At 74.4% G+C, this 23,520-nt stretch carries 13 protein-coding genes; 7 read left to right on the plus strand and 6 right to left on the minus strand.

The annotated features are described in order from the left end of the window. Positions 1-132 precede the first annotated feature (132 nt). The 3 genes from V6V16_RS07125 to V6V16_RS07135 all read left to right on the plus strand — a co-directional run bounded on the left by V6V16_RS07125 (position 133) and on the right by V6V16_RS07135 (position 12,994). On the plus strand, positions 133-1,332 hold the full coding sequence (locus V6V16_RS07125; protein ID WP_334560676.1) for an MFS transporter: 1,200 nt from the start codon (positions 133-135) through the stop codon (positions 1,330-1,332). After that, entirely contained in the window at positions 1,329-12,155 is a 10,827-nt protein-coding gene (locus V6V16_RS07130; protein WP_334560679.1) for a non-ribosomal peptide synthetase/type I polyketide synthase, read from the plus strand. The genes V6V16_RS07125 and V6V16_RS07130 overlap by 4 nt, the downstream gene beginning before the upstream one ends. Positions 12,156-12,361: 206 nt before the next feature. Further along, a complete protein-coding gene (locus tag V6V16_RS07135; RefSeq protein ID WP_334560682.1) occupies positions 12,362-12,994 on the plus strand; it encodes a CG0192-related protein in 633 nt (210 codons plus the stop codon). An 81-nt stretch (positions 12,995-13,075) separates the two neighbouring features. On the opposite strand, the gene V6V16_RS07140 is transcribed toward V6V16_RS07135, so the two are convergent. The 4 genes from V6V16_RS07140 to V6V16_RS07155 all read right to left on the minus strand — a co-directional run bounded on the left by V6V16_RS07140 (position 13,076) and on the right by V6V16_RS07155 (position 16,965). After that, the gene (locus V6V16_RS07140) at positions 13,076-13,414 is read right to left on the minus strand and encodes an MmcQ/YjbR family DNA-binding protein (RefSeq protein WP_334560684.1); all 339 of its coding nucleotides are present in this window, start codon (positions 13,412-13,414) and stop codon (positions 13,076-13,078) included. A 302-nt stretch (positions 13,415-13,716) separates the two neighbouring features. Next, a complete protein-coding gene (locus V6V16_RS07145; protein ID WP_334560687.1) occupies positions 13,717-14,904 on the minus strand; it encodes an endonuclease in 1,188 nt (395 codons plus the stop codon). Between the two features lie 70 nt (positions 14,905-14,974). Beyond that, complete coding sequence (locus tag V6V16_RS07150) at positions 14,975-15,679, minus strand: LuxR C-terminal-related transcriptional regulator (protein WP_442934045.1); 705 nt, start codon at positions 15,677-15,679, stop codon at positions 14,975-14,977. Continuing rightward, positions 15,676-16,965, minus strand: a complete 1,290-nt coding sequence (locus V6V16_RS07155; RefSeq protein WP_334560690.1) for a sensor histidine kinase — start codon at positions 16,963-16,965, stop codon at positions 15,676-15,678. The genes V6V16_RS07150 and V6V16_RS07155 overlap by 4 nt, the downstream gene beginning before the upstream one ends. A gap of 114 nt (positions 16,966-17,079) precedes the next feature. Here V6V16_RS07155 and V6V16_RS07160 point away from each other — a divergent pair, with 114 nt between their 5' ends. From V6V16_RS07160 to V6V16_RS07175, 4 genes are all read left to right on the plus strand, one after another. Further along, positions 17,080-18,156 carry a PIN domain-containing protein gene (locus V6V16_RS07160; RefSeq protein WP_334560692.1) on the plus strand — a complete coding sequence of 359 codons (1,077 nt, stop codon included), beginning with the start codon at positions 17,080-17,082 and terminating at the stop codon, positions 18,154-18,156. A gap of 160 nt (positions 18,157-18,316) precedes the next feature. Next, entirely contained in the window at positions 18,317-19,666 is a 1,350-nt protein-coding gene (locus V6V16_RS07165; RefSeq protein ID WP_334560694.1) for an extracellular solute-binding protein, read from the plus strand. Between the two features lie 9 nt (positions 19,667-19,675). Beyond that, positions 19,676-20,623 (plus strand): carbohydrate ABC transporter permease, encoded by a 948-nt coding sequence (locus V6V16_RS07170; RefSeq protein WP_334560695.1) that lies wholly within the window; start codon positions 19,676-19,678, stop codon positions 20,621-20,623. Then, a complete protein-coding gene (locus V6V16_RS07175) occupies positions 20,620-21,540 on the plus strand; it encodes a carbohydrate ABC transporter permease (protein WP_334560697.1) in 921 nt (306 codons plus the stop codon). The genes V6V16_RS07170 and V6V16_RS07175 overlap by 4 nt, the downstream gene beginning before the upstream one ends. A 56-nt stretch (positions 21,541-21,596) precedes the next feature. On the opposite strand, the gene V6V16_RS07180 is transcribed toward V6V16_RS07175, so the two are convergent. After that, positions 21,597-22,439 carry a S1 family peptidase gene (locus tag V6V16_RS07180; protein WP_334560700.1) on the minus strand — a complete coding sequence of 281 codons (843 nt, stop codon included), beginning with the start codon at positions 22,437-22,439 and terminating at the stop codon, positions 21,597-21,599. A 215-nt stretch (positions 22,440-22,654) separates the two neighbouring features. Continuing rightward, positions 22,655-23,170, minus strand: coding sequence for a 2'-5' RNA ligase family protein (locus tag V6V16_RS07185; RefSeq protein WP_334560703.1), 516 nt, complete (start codon positions 23,168-23,170; stop codon positions 22,655-22,657). Positions 23,171-23,520: the final 350 nt, after the last annotated feature.

Consider the following 23,520-nt stretch of genomic DNA (forward strand, 5'->3'; position numbering starts at 1 on the left):
CCATGCCTTCACCTGTGAAGGCATGATCAACCGTCCACGCACACGATCACGACCGGGGCGGATCTCGAAAAGGTGCGATCCACGGGGGATTCTTCGGCTCGTCAACTTCGGCTCGTCACCGCCGCGCACGCCGTGTCGACGTACGGCAGCTTCCTGAACATGGTGGCGCTGGGGCTGTTCACGCTGGAGATCACGGGCTCCGCCGCGTACACCGGGATCTTCATGGCGGTCCGGCTGTGCGCCGGCTTCGTGATGGGGCCGGTCGCCGGCACGCTGGTCGGGCGGTACGCGCGGCTCAGGCTCATGATCGGCGGCGACCTGCTGGCGGCGGGCGCGCTCGTGCTGCTGGTCGCGACGCCCTCCGCCGCGCAGCCGACGGTGCTCCACGTGCTCGCCGTGGTCCTCGGCGGCAGTCAGGCCCTGTGGGGAGTCGCGCTGCGCAGCGGGCTGCCCGAGCTGGTCGGTCCGGGCAACCTGGCGCGGGCCAACGCGAACCTGGTGGCGGCCCGTTCGGTGGCCATGCTGCTGGGCTTCGGCAGCGCGGGGATCCTCGTGACCCTGTTCGGCTACCACACCGCGTTCCTGCTCGACGCGACCTCGTTCGCCCTCTCCGCCCTGCTGCTGTCCGCGGTCCGGAGATGGCGTGCGGTGGCGACCCGCCCCGCCGGTCGACCCCCGGAAGGCCCCCGCCGCGGCTCCGGGCTTCGTCGCCTCCTGCCCGCGGTCGCCCCGGTGGTCCTGGCCATGGTCGCGGTGCGGTCCGTCGACGCGTTCGGATCCGCCTCGCACAACGTGGGGCTCCCGGTGTACGCGAACCTGGCCTGGCCCGAGGCACCCGCCGCGTTCGCCGCCCTGTTCACCACGCCCTGGGCGATCGGCAGTCTCGCGGCCGGCAGGTGGTACGCCCGGCGGGCCGCCGGCGCCGCCCGGCCGGGGTCACCGACGGCCTTCGGTATCGCCACCTGCGCGATGTCGCTGCTGTTCGTACTCGCCTTCACCGGGCCGCCGATCTGGCTGATGGTCCCCCTGGCGCTGGCCGCCGGCATGGCGGACGGCTACGCCGAGATCAGCTACACGACCCGCTTGCAGACCGTGGAGGCGTCCCGTCTGCCGCAGCTCGTCGGTCTGGCCACCGCGGCGCAGAACGCCGGGTTCGGCATCGGCATGATCCTCAGCGCCTTCGCGCTCGAACGCCTGGCTCCGCTTCCGGTGGTCGCCCTGGCGCACGGCGCGGCACTCGTCCCCGCCGGCGTCTTCCTCGTCTCCCACGCCCGTCCACCGGTGCGCCGTCCGTACCGACAGCCGACACAGGAAGCCGAGGTGGCGCCGTGAGGTCCGCTCCGTCCGCCGACCGTCCCGCCATCAGCTACGGCGGGGACCTGCCCGGAGCCGCCGACCATCCCCGCACCCTGGACGAGGCGCTGCTGCGGGCGGCCCGGGACTTCCCGCGCGCGGGCATCCGGATCGTGGATCCCGACGGGCACGAGACGTTCGTCGACCACTCGGAGCTTCTCGCCCGGGCGCGCGCGGTGCTGCCCGGTCTGCGGGCGCGCGGCCTGCGGCGCGGATCCCGCGCCATCCTGCGGATCACCTCGGGCGAGCAGTACTGGCCGACGTTCTGGGGCTGCGTCATCGGCGGGATCGTGCCGCTCACGGCCGGCGCGCCCACCGGGTACGACGCGGACAACCCGGCCACCGCCGCCCTCGTGCACGCCTGGCGGGTGCTGGGGGAGCCCGTGGTGCTGGCCGGCGCGGAGGACGCCGAGGCGCTCACCCGGCTGGCGCTGCGGGACCGGGTGGTCGCGGTGCCGGAGCTGACCGCGACGGCCGGTCCCGACCGCCCCGCCGATGGCGAGGCGGGGGACGCCGCTGCGGTCACCGATCCGGACTCGGTGGCGCTGCTGCAGCTCTCCTCGGGCAGCACCGGCCGGCCGAAGGTGATCCCGCTGACGCACCGGGGGCTCTCGGAGTACGCCGTCGGCGCGCGGGAGATGCTCGACATCGGCCCGGCGGACGTGCTGCTCAACTGGCTGCCGCTGGACCACGTCGCCGGCCTGCTCCTCTACCACCTCGGCGGCGTCTTCCTGGGGGCCACCTCCGTGCACGTCGCCACCGAGCGGGTGCTCGAAGATCCGCTGCGCTGGTTGGAGCTGATGTGGCGGCACCGGGTCACGCACAGCTGGGCACCGAACTTCGGCCTGCGGCTGGTGGCCGACGCGGTCGCCCGCGCCCCCGACCGGCGGTGGGACCTCGCCGGGGTGCGCCGCATGGTCAGCGGCGGTGAGCAGTGCCTGCCGGAGACCTTCGACGCCTTCGTCGCGGCCACCGGGGTACCGGCGGAGGCGATGACGGCGGCCTGGGGCATGTCGGAGACCTCCACCGGGATCACCTTCGCCTCCCTCGCCGAGCCCGGCACCCGCCAGCGGATCCGAACGGCCAGCCTGGACGGCGAGCTGGCGTACGCCACGGACGACGACGACCCGGAGGACGTCACCGAACTCCTCTCCGTCGGGCCGCCCGCTCCCGGAGCCACCCTGCGGATCGTCGACACCACCGGAGCGCTGCTTCCCGAGGGCCGCGTCGGCCGGCTCCAGGTCTCGTCCGCACGGGTCACGCCCGGGTATCTCGCCGAGCCCGAGGCGACGCGGTCGGCCTTTCCCGACGGCGACGGCTGGCTGGAGACCGGCGACCTCGCCTTCATGCGGGACGGTCGGATCACCATCACCGGGCGCGCGAAGGAAATGATCATTCTCAACGGCCACAACCTGCCCTGCCACGAGGTCGAGCAGGTGGCGGGGGAGGTGGCCGGGGTGCGTCGCGGGCTGGTGGCCGCCGCGGGCGTACCGGAGCCCCGCACCGGCACCGAGTCGCTGGTGATCTTCTACGTGCCCGACGGGGACGCCGACGTGGCCCCGGCGGGGGTGGCCGGGGCCGTGGGCGCCGCGGTGGCCCGACGCTGGCAGGTCGTGCCCGAGCGGGTGCTGCCGGTCGCCGAGGAGGACTTCCCGCGTACCTCCGGCGGGAAGATCCAGCGCGCGGAGCTGGTCCGGCGCTTCCTGGCCGACCGGTCGCTCGCGCGCGACGGGCGGCCGGCGGCCGGCGCGGCGGTCCCGGCTGGTGAGTCGCCGGTCGGGCCGGGCCGGGCCGAGGCCCGCGCCCTGCTGACGAGCATTCTCACCGACCTGATCGGCGGTCCGGTCGACCCGACGCGCCCGTTCTACGAACTCGGCGTCGGCTCGGTCGGGATCGTCCGCCTCCGGGCCCGCCTGGAGCGGGCACTGGACCGCCGGGTCCCGCAGCCGCTGCTCTTCGCCCACCCGACGGTCGACGCGCTCAGCGCGCACCTCGCCGCCGCGGCGGCCCCGGCGGCAGGGGAGTCTGCCGGCGCGCCGGCAGGGGACCGGCGGATCGCGGTGATCGGCATGGCGGTGCGGTTCCCGGGGGCGCGCACGGTCGAGGACTACTGGGCGAACCTGATCGCCGGGGTGGAGAGCGTCCGCTCCTTCACGGCGGACGAGGTCGTGGCGGCGGGCACCTCGCGGGACACCGTCGCCGCCCCCGGCTTCGTGGCGGCCAGCGGCGTCCTCGACGACGACATCGCCGGCTTCGACGCCGGCTTCTTCTCGATCAGCGCCCGGGAGGCGGAGCTGCTCGACCCGCAGCACCGGCTGTTCCTGGAGACCTGTCACCACGCGCTGGAGGACGCCGGGCACGCGGGCGACGGTCAGGGGCTGCGGACCGGCCTGTACGCCGGCAGCGGCATGAACCTCTACCCGGAGCACACCTATCTCCGCCACCACCTCCGCCCGTTGGCCGGATCCGCCGACCCGGCCGACTCGATGGGCGTCGCGCTCGGCAACCAGCCGGACTTCCTGGCCACGCGGGTGGCGTACCGGCTGGGGCTGACCGGGCCGGCGATCAACGTGCAGAACGCCTGCTCGACCTCGCTGGTGGCGGTGCACCTGGCGGTACGGGCGCTCCTGGACGGCGAAGCCGACCAGGCCGTCGCGGGCGCGGCGGCCGTGCACGTGCCGCAGGTGACGGGCTACCGGCACACGCCGGGATCGATCCTCTCGGCGAGCGGTCGGTGCCGGCCGTTCGACGCCGACGCCGACGGCACGGTGGGCGGCAGCGGCGTCGCCGCCGTGGTGCTCAAGCCGCTCGACCGGGCCCTCGCCGACGGGGACCGCGTCCACGCGGTGATCCTCGGCTCGGCCGTGAACAACGACGGCGCCGGCAAGGTCGGCTTCACCGCGCCCGGGGTGGCCGGCCAGGTCGACGTCGCCCGGCGGGCGCTGGCCGCCGCGCGGATCACGGCGGCGTCGGTCGGCTACGTCGAGGCCCATGGCACGGGCACGGCCCTGGGCGACCCGGTGGAGCACCACGCTCTCGCCGAGGTGTACGCCGCCGGCCGGCCGTTCCTCGGCTCGGTCAAGGCGAACATCGGTCACCTGGACAGCTGCGCCGGCATGGCCGGGCTGGTCAAGGCGATCCTGACGGTGGGCACCGGTCGGGTCCCCCCACAGATCAACTTCGTCCGACCGAATCCGGCGATCGACCTCGCCGAGGGGCCGTTCACGGTGGCCACCCGGCGCACGGAGTGGCCGGCGGACCTGCGACCGCGCCGGGCGGCGGTGAGCGCGCTCGGGGTGGGCGGCACCAACGCCCACGTGATCGTCGAGGAGCCGCCCGAGGCGGTCGGGCATCGGCCGGGCGGGGCGGCGCGCCCCGCGCCGGGGCTGCTGCCCCTGTCGGCGGCCGACCCGTCGGCGCTGGTGGACCTGGCCGCCCGCCACCGCGACCTGCTCCGCAAGGATCCGGGGCTCTCGCTGGCCGACCTGGTCACGAGCGCCGGGCTGCGGCGACGCCACCTCCGGCACCGCCTCGTCGCGCTCGGCACCTCGACCGCCGCGCTGGCCGACAGCCTCGACCGGTACGTCACGGCGGGCGCGGCGGGAGACGTCCCGTCCGGCCGGGTGGACCCGGAGGGCGTCGCCCCGGTCGCGCTGGCCTTCCCGGGGCAGGGCGACCGCCGGTGCGTCATCCTCGATCTCGCCGACCGGTTCCCGGTCGTGCGGGACGTGTGGGACGAGGGGGCCGCCGCCTACCACCGGGCGACCGGCGGCGACCTCGCCGCCCGGCTGCGGGAACGCCCCGGCGGCAGCGGACAGCCGACGGAGGTGGCCCAGCCGGCGCTGGTGCTCACCGCGGTGGCGATCGCCGAGCTGTGGCGGTCGTGGGGGGTCACGCCGAATCTCGTCCTCGGGCACAGCGTGGGGGAGTACGCCGCGCTGGTCGTGGCCGGGTCGCTCTCCCTCACCGACGCGGTCGGGCTGGCCGCGCACCGGGGCCGGCTCCTGCGGGACGCCCTGCCGCCCGGCGCGATGCTCGCGGTGCTGGCCGACGAGGGTACCGTCGGCGAACTGCTGCGCGGGTCGACGGTGGAGATCGCCGCCCGCAACGGGGTGGACCACCACGTCCTCTCCGGCTCCCCCGAGGCCGTGGCGGCGGTCGCCCAGGCGGCCGAGCGTCGCGGCGTGGCGGTCCGCCAGGTCCCGGTCGACCGGGCGTTCCACTCGACGGCGGTGGACGCGGTGCTCGACCGGCTCCGCCGGCTGATCGGCGACGTGGAGTTCGCGCCCACCCGCCTGCCGCTTATCAGCACCCTGGACGGGCGGATACGCCCGCCCGGCTGGCTGCCGGACGCCGAGCACCTGTGCCGGCAGGCGCGGGAGCCGGTCGCCTGGGCCGCGGCCGTGGACACCCTCGCCGAGCAGGGGGTGCGATCGGTCATCGAGGCGGGCGCCGACGGGACGCTGACGGGCATCGCCCGCGCCGCCGCGTCCGACCTGCGGTGGGTGTCGTCCCAGCGTCGGGACGCCCACCCGGTCGACGGGGTGTGGCGGGCGGTCGCCGAGTTGCACGTCGCTGGCTACCCGGTCGACTGGGCCGCGCTCACGGCCGACTGCGGGGGGCGGGCGGTGGCACTGCCGGCCTACCCGTTCCAGCGCCGGCGATTCTGGGTCGACGCGCCCGGGACCGCCGAGTCGGCGCCGGCGGCCGCCGCGCCGGCGCCGCCCCGGCCGCCGACCGGGGACGATGCCGGGGCCGATCCCGTGCTGGCGCGGATCCGGTCCCTCACGGCCGACCGGCTCGGCCTGGACGTGGGCGAGGTCGAGCCGGACCACGCCTTCCTCGACCTGGGCGCCGATTCGCTGCTCCTGATCACCATGTCCCGGGAGCTCGACCACGAGTTCGGGGTACGGGTGCCGGTCCGCGATCTGTTCGCCACCGTCGACACCCCCCGCCGGCTCGCCGAGGTGGTGACCCGCGGTGCCTCGGCCGGGACGGTCGCGCCGGTTGCCCCGCCCGTCGCGCCGGCTCCCGCGCCGGCAGCCCCGCCCGCCGCCCAGCCGGCCGCGCCGGCGCCGACCGTGCCGGCCGGCGGGCCCCGGGAGACGCCGGCCGACCTCGTGGCGATCGTGCACCGCCAGCTCGATCTGATGCGCGAGCAGCTCACGCTCCTCGGCGGTGCCACCAGCGGCGGGAGCAGCAGCATCAGCGGCACCACGATCGGCGGCACCGCCACCAGCGGTGGCGCGGCGCCCGCCGCCGAGCCGTCGGCGTGGCCGGCGCCGGCCGTCCCGGTCGCCGGCACGCCAAACACCGTGGACTTCAGCCTGTACTTCTTCGGCGACTACCCGGACAAGGCCCGCGACGACGCCTACGGGACCATCATCGAGGCCGCGGAGTTCGCCGACACACACGACTTCCACGCGGTGTGGTTGCCCGAGCGGCACTTCCACTCGTTCGGCGGGCTCTTTCCCAATCCCTCCGTGCTCGCCGCGGCCCTCGCGACGCGGACTCGTCGACTGCGACTCAATGCCGGCTCGGTGGTGCTGCCCCTGCACCATCCCGTCCGGGTCGCCGAGGAGTGGTCCATGGTGGACAACCTCTCCGGGGGCAGGGTCGGGCTCGGGTGCGCACCCGGCTGGCACGCCAACGACTTCGTCTTCTACCCGGAGAACTACCCCCGGCACAAGCAGGTGATGTACGACAATCTCGACACCGTGCGGCGGCTCTGGCGCGGCGAGGCGGTCACCGCGCGGTCGGGCAGCGGGGAGGACGTGGACGTCCGCCTGTTCCCCCGCCCGGTGCAGGCCGAACCGCCGACCTTCACGGCCATCGTCGGCAACCCGGACAGCTACCGGGAGGCCGCGCGCCGTGGCCTCGGCGTGGTGACCAACCTGATGACGCAGGACGTCGCCAAGCTGGCCGAGAACGTCGCGCTGTACCGGCGTACCCGCGCCGAACACGGCCTCGACCCCGCCGACGGGCGGGTGGTGGTGCTGCTGCACACCTACCTCGACGACGACGCCGAGCAGGCGCGGGCCACGGCGTTCGAGCCGTTCTGCGCCTACCTGCGCTCCTCGTTCAGCCTGCTCGGTCAGGTGGTCAACAGCCTGGGCATGAACATCGACCTCGCCGACACCCCCGACGAGGACGTCCGGTTCGTGCTGTCCCGCGCCTACGAGCGGTACTGCGAGCGGCGAGCCCTGATCGGTTCTCCGGAGAGCTGCCGGCCGGTGCTCGACGCGGTCCTCGACGCCGGCGCCGACGAGATCGCCTGCTTCGTCGACTTCGGCCTGCCGGCGCAGGCCGTCCGGGACGGCCTGCCGGTCATCGACGCGCTGCGCCGGGCCACGCCCCGTCGACCGGTCCCGACGACCGTCGAGGTCGCCGCACCGGAGTCCGTCGAGACGGTGGCACCGGGGGTCGCGGCGGTCGCCGCACCGGGGCACGTCGAGACCGCGCCGCTGGCCCCCGGCCAGCGGCGGCTGTGGCTGGTCGAGCAGGCGTACCCGGGCACCCCCGCCTACACCGAGGGAGCGGCCGTGCGGCTGAGCGGCGCGCTCGACCCGGGGGCGCTGCGCGGGGCGTTGCAGGACGTCGTCGACCGGCACGCGCCGCTGCGCACGACCTACCGCGAGGTCGACGGGGAGCCGCGCCAGGTCGTCCACCCGACGATGGCGGTGGACCTTCCGGTCCGCGAGCACCCCGGAGCCGACGAGGGGGCCGTGGTGCGGGCGGCGATGGCCCGGGAGAGCGCGCGGGTGTTCGACCTCGTCGAGGGACCGGTCTTCGCGTTCGAACTGCTGCGCTTCTCCCCGACGCGCCACGTCCTGGTGATGTCGTTCCACCACCTGGCCACCGACGGCGCCTCGTACAACGTCCTGACCCGCGAGGTGGGCGTGTGCTACCGGGCGCGCTCCGCCGGCACGACGGCCGTGCTGCCCCCGCTGCCGGTCACCTACCCGGAGCTGGCCCGGGCGCGTGCCGGAACGGCCCGCGACGGTGTGGACAAGCACCTGGCGTACTGGCTGGCCCTGCTCGACCCGCTGCCGCCGACCCTCGTCCTGCCCTCGGACCGGCAGCGGCCGGCGGCTGTCTCGGCGGCCGGCGAGAGCCTCGTCACGGAGATTCCGGTGGAGCTGACCGGACGCGTCCGACGGCTCGCCCGCGCCGAGCGGGTCACCCCGTTCACCACCCTGCTCAGCGCGATCGGGGTGGCGCTGTTCCGGTTCAGCGGCCAACCGGATCTGGTGATCGGCACCGGCATGAGTGGCCGCGACGAGGATTCCGAGGGCCTGATCGGGTTCTTCGTCGACACCGTACCGCTGCGGCTGGACCTCGCCGGCGATCCGACCTTCCGGGAGCTGCTCGCCCGGGTCCAGTACCGCTCGGCGGACGGGTACGAGCACGCGGGTGTCGGATTCGACGACCTCGTCCGCGCGCTCGCCCCGACCCGGGAGGCCGGCCGGCACCCACTCTTCGACGTCGTCGTGGAGTACGAGCGCGGCGGCCCGGCGTTCGTGTTCGACCTGCCGGGGATCACCGCGGAGCCGATCCCGGTGGGCCTGGGCAAGGCGCCGGTCGACCTGATCGTCTACCTGTCGGACGGCGACACCGTGCGCTGCCACGTCGAGTACCGCACCGACGTGTTCGACCGGGCGACGGTGCGCCGGTTCCTGGACTACGTCGAGCGGCTGCTCGACCGGGCGACCCGGCTGCCCGACGAGCCGTTGTCCCGCCTGGCGGCGCACCTCGACGCCCCGGCCGGTCGCCTGCACGGGCCAGGGACGGCCGTCGGCGAAGACCGGCTGCACGAGCTGTTCCTGCGGCAGGCGGCCAGTACCCCGGACGCCGTGGCGGTGGTGAGCGGAACGACCCGGTGGACGTACCGCGAACTGCGCGAGCGGGCCGACCTGCTGGCCCGTCGCATCGCCGCGTCGGGCGTCGGACCCGACGACCTCGTCGCGGTGCTCCTGCCGCGCCGACCGGAGCTGATCGCCGCCCAGCTCGCCGTGCTGATCGCCGGCGCGGGCTTCCTCCCCCTCGATCCGCGGCTGCCCGCCGCCCGGGTGGCCACCCTGCTCGCCGACAGCGGCACCCGGCTGCTGGTCACCACGAGGGACGTGGAGCCGCCGACGGACGCGGTATGCCTGCGGGTCGAGGATCCCGGTGACCCGCACCTGCCGGCTCCGGGCCGGGTGCCGACGGCGGAGCAGGTGGCCTGGTGCGTCCACACGTCCGGCTCGACCGGCCGGCCGAAGGGCGTCCTGGTGCCGCATTCGGCCGCCGTCGACGCCGTGAACTGGCACGTGCGGGCCCTCGCCCTCAGCGCAGCCGACACCGTGGGCCACGCGCTCGGGCTCGGCTTCGACGCGAACCTCGCCGAGATCCATCCGGCACTCGCCGCCGGCGCCACCGTGCATCTCCTACCGGAGGAGGTGCGGGCCGACCCCGAGGCCCTCGTCGAGGAGTGGTCCCGCGGCGGCGTCACGGTGGCCTTCCTGCCGGCGCCGCTCGCCGAGCTGGTCTTCGCGCTTCCGATGCCCGACCGCGCCCCGCGCACCCTCGTCGTGGGCGGCAGCCAGCTCCGGCGTCGGCCGCCCGCCGGGTTCCCGGCCGAGGTGATCAACGCCTACGGCCCGACCGAGGGCAGCATCGTCACCACGGCGGGTCCGGTACGGGCCGACGGCTCCGGGCCGATCGACATCGGCACCCCGGTGGACAACCGCCGGCTGTACCTGCTCGACGGCAACGGTGTGCCGGTCCCACCGGGCGCGGTCGGGGAGCTGTACGTCGGTGGGGCCGGCGTGGCCCGGGGCTACCTCGACCGGCCCGCGGCGACCGCCGCCGCCTTCCTGCCCGATCCCGCCCTGCCCGGGGCGCGGGTCTACCGCACCGGGGACCTGGTCCGGGAACGCGGCGACGGGAGCCTCGAGTTCGTCGGCCGGGTGGACGACCAGGTCAAGATCGCCGGACAGCGGACGGAGCCCGGAGAGTCCGCCGCGGAACTCGCCCTGCTGCCCGGGGTGCGCCAGGCCACCGTCATCGCCCGGCAGGACCGGGGCGACGAGCCGTATCTCGCCGCCTACGTCGTGGCGGACGACGACGGGGGACCGGCGGCGACCCGCGCCGAGCGACTTGCCACCGCGCTGGCCGAGCGCCTTCCCGCACACCTGGTGCCCCGGGCCTGGGTGTTGCTCGACGCCCTGCCCACCACGGACAACGGCAAGGTCGACCGGGCCCGGCTGCCGGAGCCCGCGGCGGCCGACACCGACGACCGGCCCCGCACCGCCGTGGAGCAGCTCGTCCACGACGCGTGGTGCGCCGAGATCGGGGTGGCCCGGCTGCCCGTGGACGTCGCCTTCCTCGCCGCGGGCGGTCACTCCCTGGCGGCCGTACGGCTGGCCAACCGGCTGACGGACCTGCTCGACGTGAGAGTCGGGGTGCACCGGGTGCTGCGCAGCCCGGGCATCCGGGCGATGGCGCGGGACCTGACCGTGGACGGCGGCGTCGAGGTCGTGGACCGGGCGCCGGCGACCCACCAGCAAGAGCTGATGTGGCACCGCCAGCGGCAGCTGCCCAACCCGCCGGCCGTGCACATGGCGGTACGGGTGAACCTGACCGGTCGGCTCGACGCGCCGGCCCTGGAGCGGGCCGTGGACGGCCTGGTCGCCCGGCACGAGGCGTTGCGCACCCGTCTGGTGGAACGTGACGGCGAGCTGGTCCAGGAGGTGCTGGCGGCCCGGGCGGGGACGCTGCCGGTGCGCGATCTCGCCGCCGACGAGGTCGAGCAGTGGTGCGTGCGAACCGGCCGCGAGCCCTTCCCGGACGACACCGGGCCCTGGTTGCGGGCCCGGCTGGCGCGACTGGGCGAGGACTCGTGGGTGCTGATGCTGGTCGTGCACCACCTGCGCGGTGACGGCTGGTCGATGCTCCAGCTGCTCGACGAGCTGGGGCGCGGCTATGCCGCCGAGGTGGGGTCGGGAACGCCTCCCGCCGCCCCCACGGCGCGTTACGTCGACCACGCGCGCCGGCAGCGGGCGGCCGACGTGCCGCCGACCGTCCGGCGGTACTGGCGGGACCGCCTCGCCGGCTCGCCCCGCTCGGTGTCGCTCCCGACCGACCGTCCCCGCCCGGCGCGGCCCTCCGGTCGGGGCAGCGAGTTCACCTTCGACGTCCCGGGCGACCTGACCGACCGCCTGACCGGCCTCGCCGAGCGCTGCGGCACCACCCTCTTTCCGGTCCTGGCCAGCGGGTACGCGCTGCTCGTCGGTGAACTCAGCGGCAGCCGCGACATCGTGCTGGCCTGCCCGTACGCCCACCGCGACGACCGCGAGTACGAGTCGGTCGTCGGCCTGTTCACCAGCCCCCTGCTGCTGCGGCCGCCGCTGGCGCACGCGGCGTCCTTCCCGGAGTTGGTGGCCGGCACGGACCAGGCGTTCCTCGACGCGATCCGGCACCAGCCGGCACCCCTGGCCGACGTGTACGCGGCGGTCGACCCGGACTGGCGGGTCGGCATGCCGCCACCGGTCGCCACGACGTTCTTCGGCTGGAATCCCGCCGTGCCGGACGTGCGGCTGCCGGGGCTCGCGACGCACGCCACCGACCAGGGCCTCGCCTGCGCGCGTCGGGACCTCGCCACGGTCGTCACCCCACGCGAGGGCGGCCTGCGCGGCGTCGTGGAGTACTCGACGGACCTGTTCGACCGGGCGACGGTGGCCGCCTGGTGCGACCGCTTCGTCGCCCTCCTCGCCGCGGCCGCCGAGGAGGGGGTGGGCGGGACGCCTCGCCGGTCGGCGTGACGCAGGGCACCCGTCGTCGCCGGTCGAGCGCGAATGAGCAGGAACTATGGTCGGCCCATGACCCGCCCCCACGTCGACGGGCTGCGCGGCTACGCCATCGCGTGGCCCGAGGGCCCGCGGCGTCTTCGCGGATCGCGCGGGACGGGCCGGGCCTTCGCGCTGTGGGGGTCAGCGCCGGGGCGGGCCGTGCGCCTACGATGCGGCGTATGGCGCTGCTGCACCGGGCGGAACTACGCCCCACGAAGCTTGCACTCCTGACGGCGTGGTTGCCCGGTCGGCCGTGGTACACCGGACCGGAGACCGCCGACATCGAACGGGTGGCGTCCTACCGGTTCGACGATCCGGCCGGCGCCGTCGGCATCGAGACGATGCTCGTCAGGGCCGGGGACGGGCCCGTCCACCAGGTTCCGCTCACCTACCGCGGCGCGCCCCTGGACGGCGCGGACGACTGGCTGGTCGGGACCACCGAGCACTCGGTGCTGGGTCGCCGCTGGGTGTACGACGCGTGCGCGGACCCCGTCTACGCCGCGGCGCTGGCCGCCGCCGTGCTCGCGGATGCCGGGCAGGCGGAGGAGTTCTTCGAGGTCGACGGCCGCCGCGAGCTGCGTGAGCCGTCGATGACGATCACCGGCACCGGCACCGGGGGCGGTGACGTCCCGGCCCTCGGCGCGGTGCGCCGTGTGGTGTGGGGCGACCCCACGCTCATCGTCACGGACACCGTGGAGTTGGCCGTCGTCCGGCGCCTCGACGGCGGCCACCAACCGGCCGGCGCGATGTTAACCGGCACGTGGGACGGTCAGCTGGCGCCACTGCCGCTGGCGTACGCCCGGCCACGCTGAAGCACACCCTCGCCGCGTCGGGGCTGACGGGGCGGGGGTGAGGTGGTGGCGCGCCAGGTCGACGGCGGGCGGTGCCGCCCCTCAGTCACCCAGCCTCTGTCGGGCGAGGAACCTGGGCACCACCATCCGCCACGCCTCCGTCACCAGCTCGGTCATCTGCTCCGGGGCGAGCCGGGCGAGGTGGCAGCACACCCAGTTGAAGCGCAGGTCGGACGCTCCGGGCAGGAAGAACAGATCCGGCTCCGCGGCGACCAGCCCGTCCCGCTGCTCCTTGGGGTAGCCGAAGCCCATCGTCTGCTCGTCGCGCGAGAACGCGACGTAGACGATGGCGCCGACCCGGAACTTCACCCGGTCGCGGACGAGGTGCTCGCTGCTGCGTGGCAGCGTGCGGGCCAGCGCGCGGACATCGGCCACGGTCACCACGGACAGCACCGTAGCGGAGCCCTCCGACAACCCGGGACCGGCGTGACCGCGCGGACGCGGAGGACGGCCTGTCTCCTATTTGTCCGGTAGGAAGATGGCCGTCACGTCACCCGTTCGGCTGCTCACCTCGCGTCGGGCCGTCGACCTGATGCGGGTCGCCTCGCAGCTCTGGCCGCCTGCTCGACGGGATCACCGAGTCCGACCTGCGGGCGGCCGGCTGACCGGTGCGGCACGATCCGCCATGACGCGCGGCCGGTCCCGAAGCGGGGGGACCGGCCGCGACGTCGGGCGGGGACGGGTCAGCCCCAGATGGCGCTCGCCCACTCCGGGTGGTCGACGAAGGGGTTCCGGTTGCCCTGCCAGCGCTCGTGGATCCGCTGGTTGCGGCGCTTCTCGAACGCGTCCGGCGGGTCGGCCCGGTGCCACTGCAACAGCACCGACAGGCGGCCGTGGTAGGGCGCGGTGCCGTTGTTGACCGACTGGTTCAGCTCCAGGTCGGGCCAGCCGTCGGTGCCCTCGTACCGGACCGCCATGTACATGACCATGCGGGCCACGTCGCCCTTGACCGCGTCGCGCGGCTCCCACGAGTCGGCGTCGGTGTAGCAGCCGGGCGCCTCGGCCACGGGGCTGCCGCCGGTGTCGAAGTCCTTGTTGCCGCGCGTCGAGTTGACCGAGACGTCTTCCGGCCGCAGGTGGTGCACGTCGGTCCCCGGGCCGGTCGCGGTGCCGAAGTCGCCGTGCGACTTGGCCCAGACGTGCTCGCGGTTCCAGTCGTCGACGCCGCCGCCGTTGCTGGTCTTGCTCTGCGACCGTCCGGTGTTGAGCAGGATGACGTTGTTGCTGTTCGCCGGGTCCTGGTCGGTGTCGCGCAGCGCCTCCCACACCTGGTCGTAGGAGAGCTTCGTCTGCACCTTGATGATCGAGTGCAGCGCGCCGCGCAGCGCCGTGCCGGACTTGCCCATGGCGTCGGCGTAGTAGGTGGTGTCGTACCCGCCACCGGGCGCGGTGGGGGTGGGAGCCGGCGTAGACGACTGGCTCGGCGAGGGCGCGGTGCCGCCCAGGGTCATCGCCGTCGGGTTCTTCAGGCCGCCGTGGCTGAAGTAGGCGGTCAGCGCGCCGGTGGCGGTGATCCGCTGGCCCCGCAGGCCCGGGTTGGTGAGCAGCCCGAACGTGCTCCGGTAGGCGGCGGTCACCTGGACGTAGAGCATCCTGCCCGGGCCGGTCTCGGCCGCCGTGTCGGCGATCGCGATCGCGGTGTCCGCGGTGAAGCCGGACCGGAGCACCGTCGTGGCGCCGGTCGGTTGGCCGACGACGTATCCGGTGACGGTCGCCGTCCGGCCGTCCTGGGCGGCGAGTGCCTGGGCCACGGTCAGCGTGGTGGCGGCCGACGCCGCCGTCACCGCCACGGATGCCACCAGCACGGCGGCGAGCGCGAAGGCCACCGCCAGACCTCGGGGTGCCGGGCGGGCACTGCTCCTGATATTCATGAGCAGCGATGCTAGCGGTGCGGGCGTGAACGACGGGAGAGCGGACGCCCAACTTTCGGCGAGTCCCGGTCTAGGCGGCCGGACCGCCGCCGGGGCCGGGACTCCCGACGGTGCCGGTCGGCGGCGCGGCGCCGGCGGAGAGGTAGGTGAGGGCCGCCAGCACCCGGCGGTTGGTGTCGTCGCTGGGCGGCAGGCCGAGCTTCGCCAGGATGTTGCCGACGTGCTTGCCGACCGCCGCCTCGCTCACGCGCAGCCGCGCGGCGATCGCCGCGTTGGAGCGGCCCTCCGCGAGCAGCGTGAGCACCTCCCGCTCGCGGGGGGAGAGCGCCGCGAGCGGGTCGCGCGGTCGGTGCAGCAGCCGGCGTACGACGTCGGGATCGACGACCGTGCCGCCGGCGGCGACCGTGCGCAGCTGCCCGGCGAACTCGGCCACCTCGGCGACGCGGTCCTTGAGCAGGTAGCCGACGCCCCGGCCGTCGCCGCTGGCCAGCAGGGCCGAGGCGTACTCGGGCCGCACGTGCTGGCTCAGCACCATGACGGCGAGCCGCGGGCGTTCGGCACGCAGTGCCACGGCGGTACGCAGGCCGTCGTCGCGCAGGCCGGGGGGCATCCTGATGTCGGTCACCACCAGCTCCGGCTCGTACGCCCGGACCGCGTCCCGTAGGCCCGGCGCAGTGCCGACGGCGGCGACCACCTCGAAGTCGAACCTGGCCAGCAGGCTGGCGAGACCCGCCCGCAGCAGGACCTCGTCCTCGGCGAGTACGACCCGGGTCATCGGCGGCACGGCAGCTCCACCCGGACCAGGGTAGGGCCGCCGGGCGGGCTGGCGAGCAGCAGCCGCCCGTCGGCGGCGGCCACCCGGTCGGCGAGGCCGGTGAGGCCGGTGCCGCGCCCCGGGTCGGCCCCGCCGCGCCCGTCGTCGCGGATTTCCACGACGAGTTCTCCGGGGCCCTGGCTGAGCCGGACCTCGGCCCGGGTCGCCCCGGCGTGCCGGACGACGTTGCCCAGCGACTCCGAGACCACGAAGTAGGCGGTGCTCTCGACGAGTTCGGGCAGCGGCTGCCCGAGGTCGGCGCGGACGGTGACCGGGAGCGTGGCCTCACCGGCCAGCTCCCGGACCGCGCCGGCCAGACCGAGGTCGGTGAGGCTCTGCGGGCGGATGCCGTGCACGATCTGCCGGAGCAGGACCATCAGGCCCCTGGCCTGCTCGTGCGCGACGGCGAGCGGCGCTGCGGCGGGGGAGTCCGCGGGCACGTCCAGCCGGGCCAGGCCCAGGTGCAGGGTGAGCGTGGTCAGCCGGGGCTGCACGCCGTCGTGCATGTCGCGCTCGATGCGGCGGCGTTCGGCCTCGTACGCGTCCACCAGCCGCGCCCGCGAGCGGCTGACCTCCCGCAGCGCCGCCGCGTCGGCGGGCCGGCCGAGCAGCCAGCGGGCCACCGCGCCCTGGCTCGCGGCGAGCACGCCGAGCCCGTACCAGAGCACCGGCAGGAGCAGCACCCCGACGACGGCGTAGGGGACGGCCTCACCGGCCGTGTCGACCGTGCTCCAGAGCACGACGACCTCGTCGGCGTCGCCGACCAGCCAGGGGCTGGCGACCAGCGTGAGGTCGAGCAGCACGAGCAGGGTGAACACGGCGTACCCGAGCGGCACGACGCCGCCCAACCAGAAGGTGTGGGCGACCTCCCGCCACGCCGCGGCGTCGGTGTAGCGCGCGGCCAGGCCCCGCCACCGGTACGCGGGCAGCGGCCGCGCGTCCACGAGGCCGAGCCGCTGCCGTTCGACGGCGGTGACCCCGATGCTCACGATCGGGGCCGCCGCCAGCACCGCCAGCGCGCCGACGGTCAGGAACAGCACGAGGGGAAGCTCGACCGGGCGGTCCTGCCGCGCGGCGTTGACCGCCGCCAGCAGGGGTGCCCCGACGACGAGCAGCCCGACGGCGAGCACCCCGGCGACCGGGACGGTGGTGAGCAGGTAGGCCAGCGCGCGCCACGGCCACGGGGAGAGCAGGTAGCCGGGCCGGCGCAACGCCTCGGCCAGGTGCGGAGGTGGGGCGGTCGTCATGGCGCCGACGCTAGTGACGGCGGGACCCGTGCCCCAGCCCACTGGGCGTACCACCGGGGTGTACCCAGCACCACCTCCCGGTCCGGGCGCAGGTGACGGCGTAGGGTGACCTGCGTGGATCAAGAAGACCGCATCGCCCTGTTCCTCGACTACGAGAACCTCGCGCTGGGGGCACGCGACCACCTCGGCGGCGTCGCCTTCGACTTCCGTCCCATCGCCGACGCCCTGGCCGAACGCGGCCGGGTGGTGGTACGCCGGGCGTACGCCGACTGGTCGTACTTCGACGAGGACCGGCGGATGCTGACCCGTTCGCACGTCGAACTCATCGAGATCCCGCAGCGCATGGGCGCCTCGCGCAAGAACGCCGCCGACATCAAGATGGCCGTCGACGCGGTGGAGCTGGCCTTCGAACGCGGGTACATCTCCACGTTCGTGATCTGCACCGGCGACAGCGACTTCACCCCGCTGGTGCACAAGCTTCGGGAGCTGAACAAGCGCGTGATCGGCGTCGGGGTGGAGAAGTCGACCTCGGCGCTCCTGCCGCCGGCCTGCGACGAGTTCCTCTACTACGACCGGCTGGAGGGCATCGACACCCCGCCCGCCCGGGGCCGGCGGGGCCGCCCGGTCCGGCTGCCCACCCTCGACGCGCAGCAGGTGGAGCAGGAGTCCGAGCCGCAGCCGACGGCCGAGGAGGCCGCCCGCGACGTCGACACGCTCGCCGTGCAGGTGGCCCAGACGGTGGCCGGCCTCCAGGGCAGTTCCAGCGGCGAGGTGACCGCGTCGACGCTGAAGCGCACCCTGCTGCGCAAGGACCCGACGTTCAGCGAGTCCGACTACGGGTTCCGCACCTTCGGGGAGCTGCTGCGGCACCTCGCCGGGCACAACGTGGTCGAGTTGGCGGAGGGCCCCGCCAAGGGCGACCCCGAGGTCTCCCTGCCCGAGCACGGCGACCGGGAGGTGGCGTTCGGGCTGCTCCGTACGGTGGTCTCGGACCTGGCCGGGGAGGAGGGCGCGGTGGCGCTCTCGGGCCTCAAGAACCAGCTGCGCCGGGCGCGGGCCGACTTCAGTGAGAAGAAGCTGGGCTACCGCAGCTTTCTCCAGTTCTGCAAGGCCGCCGCCACCAGCGGTGTCGTGGACCTGCGGTGGAGCCCCGAGGCCGACGACTACCTCCTGACCCCCCGGGCCGCCTGACCGACTCCGGGCGGGGACGGCACAGTGGACCGCCCCGCCCCGCCCCGCCTGGACATCCCACGGGCGCCATTTCCTCCTGCGACGTTTAGAGCACCGGTGGTTCGGAGAAGTGCTGGGCGCGCGGGCAGCGACGCCCGCCGGCTCGCAGGAGGAGAATCAGATGACACGGATGGCGCGTGCTGCCGCGCTCGTCGGGGTGCTCGCCCTGACGGTCAGCGGATGCGGAGGCGTCGGCGGTGGCGACGAGGGGGGCGGTGGCACCGCGACCAGCGGGACCCTCTCCACCATGGGCTTCGGCCTCTCCGACGAGATCGCGACCACGCGCGTCGACGCGTTCAAGCGCGACAACCCGGACGTCGACCTGAAGATCACCGAGGGGGCCTTCGACGAGCAGCAGTTCCTCTCCGCGGTCGCCTCCGGCAATCCGCCGGACCTGGTCTACATGGACCGCAAGCTGATCGGCACGTACGCCAAGCGCGGCTCCATCCAGCCGCTGACCGACTGCGTCGACAAGCAGGACGTCGACATGGGGCAGTACCGGCCGGCGGCGCGCGAGCAGGTCACCCTCGACGGCACCGTCTACGGCATCCCCGAGTTCTCCAGCGTCCGGGTGGTCTACCTCAACGAGGCACTGCTCAAGCAGGCGGGCCTGAGCGCCGCCGACGTCGACCTGGCGAACTGGGCGGGGCTGCCGGCGCTCAACGCCAAGCTGGCCAAGGTCTCCGACGGCCGGCTCTCCCGCATCGGCATCGACCCGAAGATCCCCGAGTTCCTGCCCATGTGGGCCAAGGCCAACGGCGTCGACATGCTCTCCGCCGACGGCACCAAGGCCAACCTCGACGACCCGAAGGTGGCCGAGGCGCTCACCACCGGCCTGAAGCTGATCCAGGACCAGGCCGGCTGGGGTAAATTCAAGTCCTTCCGGGACACCTTCGACTTCTTCGGCGCGCAGAACCCCCTCGCGAAGAACCAGATCGTCGCCTGGCCGATGGAGGAGTGGTTCCTCAACCAGGCCGCCAAGAACAGCCCGAACGCCGAACTGGTGGTCAAGCCCTTCGTCGACCGGCAGGGCAAGCCGCTGACCCTCTCCTCGGGGCTGGGCTGGGTGGTGCCCAAGGGCGCGAAGAACCCGGACGCCGCGTGCGCCTTCGTCAAGAAGGTGACCGCCACCGACACCTGGGTCGCCGCCGCCAAGGCCCGCGCCGACGCGCGCAAGAGCGCCGGGCAGCCGTTCACCGGCGTCTACACCGGCAACGTCGCCGCCGACCAGCGGATCTTCGACGAGCTCTACCAGCCCACCGGCAACAAGCGCTTCGACGACGCGGTGGCCACCATCCGCTCGGTGCAGGACGCCGCGTTCGCCATGCCGGCCTCGCCCGCCGGCGCGGAGTTCGACAAGGCCTGGACCGACGCCGTCAACCGGGTGCTCTCCGGGCAGTCGCAGCCGGCGGAGGCACTGGCCCGGGCCCAGCAGGAGGCGACCGCCGCACTCGACAAGGCGTCGAAGTAGCCCCCGGCGATGGCCACCACCATCCCCGCTCCCGCCGGCCGGCGGCGTCGTACGCCGCTGGCCCGGCGGGAGGCGCGCTGGGCGTTCCTCTTCCTGGCGCCGTGGATCGTCGGGTTCCTGGTCTTCAACGCCGGGCCGATGATCGCCAGCGCCTGGCTCAGCTTCACCGAGTACGACGCGATCAACGCGCCCCGGTACACCGGCCTGGACAACTACCGCGAGCTGATGTCCGACCCGATGGTGGCGCGCAGCCTGGGCAACACCGTGTACTACACGGTCCTGCACGTCCCGCTGGTGATGGCCATCTCGCTGGGGCTGGCGCTGCTGCTCAAGCGGGTGGGACGGTTGCAGGGCTTCTTCCGTACCGTCTTCTATCTGCCGGTGATGACCCCGGCGGTGGCCGTGGGCATCCTGTTCCTGCTCCTGCTCAACACCCAGGACGGCCTGATCAACCGGGGCCTCGCCCTGGTCGGCGTCGAGGGCCCGAGCTGGACCACCGACCCGGACTGGGTGATGCCCGGCATCGTGCTGATGAGCCTGTGGAGCCTCGGCTCCACCGTGATCATCTACCTGGCCGCGCTGCAGAACGTGCCGCGCGACCTGTACGAGGCGGCGAGCATCGACGGCGCCGGCGGCTGGGCCCGGTTCCGGCACGTGACGCTGCCGATGATCTCCGGCGCGCTGTTCTTCACGCTGATCGTTAACACGATCTCGTCCCTGCAGATGTTCACCGAGGTCTACACGATGTACTTCGGCAACCGGCAGACGCAGGGCGCGTTCAACAGCGACGCGGCGTCGTTCTACGTGATCCACCTGTTCCAGGAGGCGTTCCAGTTCCTGCACATGGGCTTCGCCTCCGCCATGGCCTGGCTGCTCTTCCTGATCATCATGATCATCACGCTGGTGCAGGTGAAGCTCGGCAACCGGTTCGTCTACTACGAGGGGGACCAGCCGTGACCGCCACCGTCGAGCGGGCGGTCGCCGCCCCCGTACGCCCGGGCGAGCCCGGGAAGGCCGACCGCCGGGCGGCGGCCGAGGAGGGCCGTCGCCCGCTCTGGCAGCGGGTGCTCTTCGTCGTCGCGCTCGTCGGTGCCGCCACGGTGTTCATGCTGCCGTTCGTCTGGCTGGTCGGCGCCTCCCTGCGGCCCCGCGAGTACGTCTTCTCCGGCGGGTTCCTGCCGACGCCGTTCGCACCGGAGAACTACGCCGACGCGTGGCAGGCGGTGCCGATGGTGGGCTGGCTGCTCAACAGCCTGGTGGTCGGCACGGCGGCGGCGTTGGCGGTGACGATCTCCAGCGCCTGGGTGGCGTTCGGCTTCGCGTACTTCCGGTTCCCGGGGCGCGACCTGCTCTTCGGCCTGGTGCTGGCGACGATGATGCTGCCGTTCGCGGTGACCATGATCCCGACCTACCTGATCTGGTCGGAACTGCGGCTGACCGGCACCCAGGTGCCGCTGTGGGCGGGCAACCTGTTCGGCTCGGCGTTCTACATCTTCCTGCTGCGGCAGTTCCTGCTCTCGTTGCCCCGCGAGTACTTCGAGGCGGCCCGGGTCGACGGGGCGAGCTATCCGCAGTTGTTCTGGAAGATGGCCTTCCCGTTGATCCGCCCCGCCCTGCTGGTGGCCTTCGTCTTCGAGTTCAAGGCGAGCTGGACGGACCTGATGAAGCCGCTGATCTACCTGCGCGACGAGGAGCTGTACACCCTCCCGCGCGGCCTGAAGGTGGTACTGGACCGCTTCGGCTACGGCGGCGAGCAGCAGTGGGAGATCGTGCTGGCGGGCAGCGTCATCGCGACCGTGCCGATGCTGGTGCTCTTCTTCCTCGCCCAGCGCCACTTCGTCGAGGGGATCGCCACCACCGGCCGCAAGGGTTGATCCCGCGCCGGGCCCGGCCCGCCCCGTCGAGCGGGTCGGGCCGGGTACGTGCCGGCTCAGGGGATGGCCACCCCGTACGCGGCCAGGATCTCGGTGATCGGCTGGTAGTAGGTGGTGCCGCCGGTGGTGCAGTTGCCGCTGCCGCCGGAGAGGATGCCGAGGATCACGCCGGTGGCCGGGACGTAGAGCGGGCCGCCGCTGTCGCCCGGCTCGGCGCAGATGTTGGTCCGGATCAGGCCGGTGACGCTGCCCTGGGCGTAGTTGACTGTCGCGTTGAGCCCGGTGACCGTGCCGCAACGCACCCCGGTCGTGGAGCCGCTGCGGCAGACCGTCTGGCCGACCTGGGCGTTGCCGGCGCCGTTGATGGTGAGCAGACCGGGGTAGGTGTAGACGGCGCTGGGGTGGGCGACCCGGCCGGTGTAGCGGACCAGCCCGTAGTCGTTGCCGGGGAAGCTGCTGCCCGCCCGGCTGCCCAGGACGGTGCTCTGCGCGCCGTCGGCGTACCAGGTGGTGGCGGCGGCGGTGCAGTGGCCGGCGGTGACGAAGTAGTAGGTGCTGCCGCTGCGGACGTTGGCGCCGAGCGAGCAGCGCCCGCCGCCGCCGTAGATCGCCTGTCCGCCGGCGATGAGGAGGCGCAGCTCGCCCGGCTCCCGGCGCAGCACCGCCCCGGCCCGGGCGGCGGTCGCCCGCAGCGCCGCGAGCTCCGGGGCGGGGACGGTGTCGTCGACGGTCAGGGTCATCCGGCCGGTCGCGGGGTCGAACCCGAGGGCGGTGCCGGCGGTGCGGACCTCCGCCAGCGCGGCCGTGGCGTCGGCGTGGCCGGGGGCGGCGTGGGCGGGTGTCGGCAGGCCGAGCAGCAGCGCGGCGAGCAGGAGCAGGGCGGGCGGGAGACGACGCATCGAACCTCCATGGATCCGTACCTGTCGATTCCCTACAGGATCCACCCGCGGGCGAGGCGCGGACAAGGCGCATGCGCGGTCCGCCTGCCCGGCGCGCCGCCGGACGCGCCGGGCCGCCCCCGTCAGCGAGGCGGACGGCGGACGACGGACGGCGTGGTGACGGTCGGCCACGAGCGCGACGAGGGGTGCGGGTCGGACCCGCCGACGTCGTCCGGTCAGGGCAGCGGGTGGCAGATGCCCCGGGCGTGGTCGGTGAGGGCCGCGCCGACCACGGTGGCCTCCAGCGGCAGCACCTCCAGGCAGCGGCGTACGGCGGCGGCCATCAGGGCGTTGGGCACCCGCATCGAGAGCGTGCAGTGCGGGACCCAACGCCCGGGCTGGTAGTGCTCGACCAGCCCGATCCCCGCCTCGGCCAGCAGATGGTGCACCCGCGCGTGGTGCGCCAGCAGGTCGGCGGTGGGGGTCGGGCCCAGCCAGAGCACCCGGCCGACGAACTGCCCGGCGTGCTGGAAGCTCAGCCGCAGGGGCGCGGCCACCACCGTGGCGCGCAGCGCCGCCGTCACCCGCTCGGGGTCGAAGCGGGGCGCGACGGCGAGCGAGACGTGCGGGCGGTGGCGCTGCTCCAGCAGCGACCGCATGCTCTGCACCCCCTCGGACTCCAGGGCGTCCCAGAGCACCCGGATCCGCCGGGTGGCGTCGGTGTCCAGGTAGAGCTCCAGCGCCGCGACCACATGATCATCGTAGGGGCGTGGTGGTCACGGTACGACGACCGCCCCGCCCTCGGCAGCGCCGTCGCGCGTGCTCCGGTGCGCGACGACCGCCTCCTCCGGCGGACAGCTGCCCGCTCCCGGTCGCACCGGGCCCGGTGCGTCCCGGTGCGGCCCGTCCGGCCGGCCGGTGTCATCCGTGGGGCCGCGTCCCCCCGGGGTGCGCGGCGGCCGCGTGGCGTGGCGCGACGGCACCGCCGCGGGCGGCCCGGTGGGCCGGCCCACCGGGCCGCCCCCGGGTGGGCCGGCGCCCCGGGCGGCCGACCGGGCGCCGGGTGGGCCGGGGCGCCCGGGGTCGCCGGCCAGCACCCGGC

Origin of the sequence: Micromonospora sp. CPCC 205561, from assembly GCF_036906775.1 — a bacterium.
GTDB lineage: Bacteria > Actinomycetota > Actinomycetes > Mycobacteriales > Micromonosporaceae > Micromonospora.

Coding starts and splice junctions, on each gene's coding strand:
- V6V16_RS07135 (WP_334560682.1), top strand. CDS start 12,362: ATGGCGCTGCTGCACCGGGCGGAACTACGCCCCACGAAGCTTGCACTC.
- V6V16_RS07145 (WP_334560687.1), bottom strand. CDS start 14,904: ATGAATATCAGGAGCAGTGCCCGCCCGGCACCCCGAGGTCTGGCGGTG.
- V6V16_RS07150 (WP_442934045.1), bottom strand. CDS start 15,679: ATGACCCGGGTCGTACTCGCCGAGGACGAGGTCCTGCTGCGGGCGGGT.
- V6V16_RS07155 (WP_334560690.1), bottom strand. CDS start 16,965: ATGACGACCGCCCCACCTCCGCACCTGGCCGAGGCGTTGCGCCGGCCC.
- V6V16_RS07165 (WP_334560694.1), top strand. CDS start 18,317: ATGACACGGATGGCGCGTGCTGCCGCGCTCGTCGGGGTGCTCGCCCTG.
- V6V16_RS07170 (WP_334560695.1), top strand. CDS start 19,676: ATGGCCACCACCATCCCCGCTCCCGCCGGCCGGCGGCGTCGTACGCCG.
- V6V16_RS07180 (WP_334560700.1), bottom strand. CDS start 22,439: ATGCGTCGTCTCCCGCCCGCCCTGCTCCTGCTCGCCGCGCTGCTGCTC.